The sequence below is a fragment of the Arthrobacter sp. HMWF013 genome, assembly GCF_003061105.1.
Classification (GTDB): Bacteria; Actinomycetota; Actinomycetes; order Actinomycetales; family Micrococcaceae; genus Arthrobacter.
In genome coordinates this window covers 1-4,343 of the sequence record NZ_QAIQ01000388.1, presented here as the reverse complement: position 1 = coordinate 4,343, position 4,343 = coordinate 1, and the positions used below count along the sequence as shown (strand labels likewise).

Here is a 4,343-nt window from a genome sequence, read left to right as displayed (position 1 = left end):
CGGCTACACGGATGTCCGTCAGCTTGAACGTCTGCGGATGTCCGGCGCCACAGTCCTGACCGTCACCCCCTACCGCTGGGTGAAGCCCGACGGCGAGGACCGGCTTCCCCGCCTCATCGAAGCGGCCTGCAGCGGCAACCTGGACGTCCTGACCTTTACCAGCGCCCCCGCTGTGGACGCGATGTGGAGCACAGCCCACGAGATGGGCGTCTACAAGCAGCTCATCGAAAGCCTGCAGACCACGGTCACCACAGCCGTCGTCGGGCCTGTAACAGCCCAGCCGCTGCTCGACGCCGGCGTGACCCCGCTGATCCCGGAGCGCTTCCGGATGGGGGCCCTGATCCGGCTGGTGTGCGAGCACCTTGCCCTGAACCACGTGCGGCGGCTGGACACGCGGTCCGGCAACATTGAACTTCGCGGACGCAGCCTGCGCATCGACGGGCAGCCCGTTGAACTGGCACCTGCTCCCCTGCTGCTGCTGCGTGCACTGCTGGGGGCCGGCGGAGCTGTGCTGTCCCGCGAATCACTGTCCGAACTCCTTGAACTGCGCGGTTCAGTCCATGCCCTGGACATGACCGTCAGCCGGCTCCGCTCCTCCCTGCCGGACGGCCGGCTGGTCGAAACCGTGGTCAAACGGGGTTACCGCCTCCGCGTCTAAGCTGTCCCGCCCCCGTTTCATTTCCGTTTCACGCGTGAATGAGACGGGGGTCACCGGAAGTGTTACCGGCCGGTAAACATTGGCGAACGGGCCCCGATAGAGGAGCAATGACGGGGAAACACAACCGAAAAAGCCGAGGCCTACGCTGGGTCCATCATGAAGTTCCGGCCGTTCACGCGGCCGCCAGCGAAAGGGCCAACACATGTCCGCTCCGGCACCGTCCACCTCATTCTCCTCCGCACAGCGCATCGTCATTGCAGGTGCCGGCCCTGCCGCCCAGGCGTTGGTCAGGCAGCTCAGCGGAGCCAGGTTCAGCGGCACCGTGACGGTCCTCAGCAACCGTGACGACGCACCCGAGGAACTCCTGGAACTGGCCCTGCTGCCCCAGGTTTCGGTCCGCTTCGGCCAGCCGGCCAGCCACATAGACGCAGAAGCCCGCACCGTCGCCACCGCCGATGGCATGGAATTCAGCTACGACCAGCTGGTCATCGCCACGGGATCCGCACCGCTGGACGCACCCGTCGAGGGATCCGGGCACTGCCTGAGCTACTCCACGATTGACGACGCCGCCCGCATTGGCGAAGCCGTCATGGACATCACCAAGGGACTGGGCCGGCGGCCGCTGGGAATCCTGGTGGGCACCGGAGCTGCCGCCGGACAGGCCGAAGCGGTGCTCCGTGCCCGTGGTGTCCGTCCGATCCGCACCACAGTCCGCCCCGCCGCCGTCGTTCCGGCTTCATCCGGCTCCGCCCTGGGCTCCTCTGGAGTGATCTTCGCGGACGGCAGCAGCATGAACGGCGACCTGGTGGTGCTTGCCGAGGAACGCATCTCGCGGGACGGCCTGGCCGCCAGCGCCGGCCTGCAGACTGCGGCCAGCGGAGGCATCGTCATCAGCCGGGACTTCCGGACGTCAGTGCCGGGCATCTGGGCCATCGGCGACGCCGCAGCGTTCGACGGCGTCCGGCTGGGACTGCTGGTGGCGGCCGCATCTGCCGCCGGGGTCTGCGCCACCCAGCTCATGACGGCAGCTCCCGCCGGCGCAGCGCTCGGGCTCGCCGCCTGAGCCCTTGTGGCCGCGGTCCGTTCCCGCCCGATGGTGCCACGCACGCACCATCGAGGGCGGCTGGTGCTGTGGCAAGATGGTCACCTGAACAGCCACTGACATGGTGGCACCGGCGGCCCACAAGGCCACATGGAAAGGACCATCATGAGCAACGAAGCCACTCCTGTGAACCACCCCGGAGCGGGCACGGACTCAGTGCCGGGCAACATCGCGTCCTACATCGACCACACCCTGCTCAAGCCCGAAGCGAGCGAAGCCGACGTCCTGAAGGTCTGCGCGGAGGCCGCCGAATACAGCTTCAAGTCGGTCTGCGTTAACCCGGTCTGGGTCAAGACAGTGAAAACCGCCCTCAAGGGTTCCGGTGTGCTGACCTGCTCCGTTGTCGGGTTCCCGCTGGGCGCCGCCCCCACGGACGTGAAAACATTCGAAGCCCGCGGTGCGGTCCTGGATGGTGCGGATGAAGTGGACATGGTCATCAACATTGCCGCTGCCCGTGCGGGCGATCAGGGCGCGCTGGTGGAGGACATCTCCGCCGTGGCCGAGGCGGTTCACGCCAGCGGGGCCATCCTGAAGGTCATTATCGAAACCGTCTTCCTCAGCGATGACCAGAAGGTCCTTGCCTGCCAGGCGGCTGTCGAGGCCGGGGCGGACTTCGTCAAGACCTCAACCGGGTTCAACGGCGGCGGCGCCACCGCCGACGACATCGCCCTGATGCGGCGCACTGTGGGCCCTGACCTTGGCGTCAAAGCGTCCGGCGGGGTGCGGTCACTCGCCGATGCTCAGGCTATGATTGCTGCAGGTGCAACACGTATTGGTGCCAGCTCCGGCATTGCCATCGTCAAGGGTGAACAGGGTTCATCCGCATACTGACAGCGCAGCCGGGCTTCCACAGGTAAAGCCCCACGGGGCCCAAGGAGGAACGCATGTCCAGCAAAATCACCGGCCAGGCAAACACGGCCGGCAGTGCCCAGGCGGGCACCATCCAGACCCCGCAGAACGAGAACAGCCTCGTCACCAGCATCGCCCTCTTTGTGGTCATGATTGCGCTGTTCCTGGGCTCCGTGTACTCGCTGTCCTGGCTGACGCTGGACAACTACTGGCCCATGGCGGTCTGCCTTGGCCTCTTTGCCCTGGCCTTCTGGATTCCGATGACCGTGCTGGGCCGCTCCGACTCCGCCGGCGAGAACTAAGCACACCCGAACGTCAAAGGCCGGGGCCGCGGATTCTTCCGCGGCCCCGGCCTTTTGCCATTGGCCCCGGTTCAGTCCGCACCAAAGAGCCGGCCGACCACGCTGCCGCCCAGCGCCATGGCAGTGGGGAAATGCGCCTTCGCCAGCGACCAGCCGGCCACACACATGCCCACCATGGCGTAGGCGCTGACCGGGATCAGCACCAGCCACTCACGCTTGGAACCGGCCCTGCCCAGCAGCGGCAGGGAGAACGCTCCGTTGGCCCGCCAGATATCGTTCAGCACCGGCAGCTTCCGGAGGAACTTCGGCGGCTTGATGACGATCGGCCAAAGCAGCGGCACCCCGCCGGTGGTGATCATGTCCCCGACGATGTGCACCACCACCCCGATCAGCATGGACATGGGCAGCCACGTCCACTGATCGGGGGCGAACCAGGTGACCAGCCCCGCCATGACGAGCCCGAAGATCCAGTTGGTGAGGAACCCTGACTTCGGAAACAGTTTCAGGGCTTTGGCGGCAATGTTGATCAGGAACATGCACAGCACCCCGGCGCCCACGGACAGCAGCCCCCACTGCGTCTGCACCTGGATCTGGCCGGCCAGGCTCGCCATCAGCACAAAGAACGCCGCCCCGAGGACCGAGTGGGTACCCTGCCGGTGCCCGCCGCTGGCGTTTTCAATCCCGACGGCGATGACGTTGGACAACGGGGGCAACGACCGGGCAACGGTGCTGTGCCGGTGGTCCCAGTCGCACACCAGCGCTGTGCCTGCCGTCGCCATGCCTCCAATGACGATTCCGGTGGCGTCCAGCGGATACCAGCCCAGGGTGTACGGCCCCGTTGAGGCAACAGCTACCCACGCCGCGGCTCCCGACGCGGCGTGGTGTCCTCCCATCAAGGTCAGTTACCTGTGGGTGAGGCAGCAACCGCCGCGTCGGCGAAAATGTTGCTGATGACGCCGTTGGCCCATTCCAGAATTTCGGCGTCCTGGAGGTCCCTGCCGCCGATCCTTGCGGTCTTCGGCTTCGGGATCAGCACCGCGTCCAGGGCGGGCTTGGACTGGGAGCCCGGGTACATCCGGGTCAGCCGCATCAGTTTGGACTCCGGCAGCTGCGCCGGCGAGAACTTGATGAAGTTGCCCTGGAGCGCGACGTCGGACAGGCCGGCCTCGCGGGCGCCTACCCGGAAGCGGGCCACGGCGATGAGGTTTTGGACGGGCAGCGGCGGCTCACCGTAGCGGTCCACCAGCTCGGCAAGGACCTCCTCGATGGCCTCGTACGTCAGCGCTGATGCGAGCTTGCGGTACGCCTCCAGGCGCAGCCGCTCCCCCGGCACATAGTCGTGCGGCAGGTGGGCGTTGACGGGAAGCTCGATCTTCATCTCGGCCGCCTTTTCCTCGGCATCGCCGCGGTAGTCAGCCACGGCCTCACCCAC

6 protein-coding genes are annotated in these 4,343 nt (G+C 66.7%); 4 read left to right on the top strand and 2 right to left on the bottom strand.

Annotated features, from left to right (window positions below; all coding sequences use genetic code 11):
* From DBR22_RS14400 to DBR22_RS14385, 4 genes are all read left to right on the top strand, one after another.
* Positions 1-658 (top strand): uroporphyrinogen-III synthase (locus tag DBR22_RS14400; protein ID WP_108599584.1); only part of this gene is annotated, 658 nt, incomplete at its 5' end.
* Between the two features lie 202 nt (positions 659-860).
* Positions 861-1,721, top strand: coding sequence for an FAD-dependent oxidoreductase (locus tag DBR22_RS14395; RefSeq protein WP_108599582.1), 861 nt, complete (start codon positions 861-863; stop codon positions 1,719-1,721).
* A 144-nt stretch (positions 1,722-1,865) separates the two neighbouring features.
* Positions 1,866-2,591 carry a deoxyribose-phosphate aldolase gene (gene deoC / locus DBR22_RS14390; RefSeq protein WP_108599581.1) on the top strand — a complete coding sequence of 242 codons (726 nt, stop codon included), beginning with the start codon at positions 1,866-1,868 and terminating at the stop codon, positions 2,589-2,591.
* A gap of 53 nt (positions 2,592-2,644) precedes the next feature.
* Entirely contained in the window at positions 2,645-2,911 is a 267-nt protein-coding gene (locus DBR22_RS14385; protein WP_181365193.1) for a hypothetical protein, read from the top strand.
* A 71-nt stretch (positions 2,912-2,982) separates the two neighbouring features.
* Here DBR22_RS14385 and DBR22_RS14380 read toward each other — a convergent pair whose 3' ends face one another.
* Positions 2,983-3,804 (bottom strand): metal-dependent hydrolase, encoded by an 822-nt coding sequence (locus DBR22_RS14380; RefSeq protein WP_108599580.1) that lies wholly within the window; start codon positions 3,802-3,804, stop codon positions 2,983-2,985.
* A 5-nt stretch (positions 3,805-3,809) separates the two neighbouring features.
* Positions 3,810-4,343 (bottom strand): TRCF domain-containing protein (locus DBR22_RS14375; RefSeq protein WP_308810215.1); only part of this gene is annotated, 534 nt, incomplete at its 5' end.

Coding starts and splice junctions, on each gene's coding strand:
- DBR22_RS14380 (WP_108599580.1), bottom strand. CDS start 3,804: ATGGGAGGACACCACGCCGCGTCGGGAGCCGCGGCGTGGGTAGCTGTT.
- DBR22_RS14385 (WP_181365193.1), top strand. CDS start 2,645: ATGTCCAGCAAAATCACCGGCCAGGCAAACACGGCCGGCAGTGCCCAG.
- deoC (WP_108599581.1), top strand. CDS start 1,866: ATGAGCAACGAAGCCACTCCTGTGAACCACCCCGGAGCGGGCACGGAC.
- DBR22_RS14395 (WP_108599582.1), top strand. CDS start 861: ATGTCCGCTCCGGCACCGTCCACCTCATTCTCCTCCGCACAGCGCATC.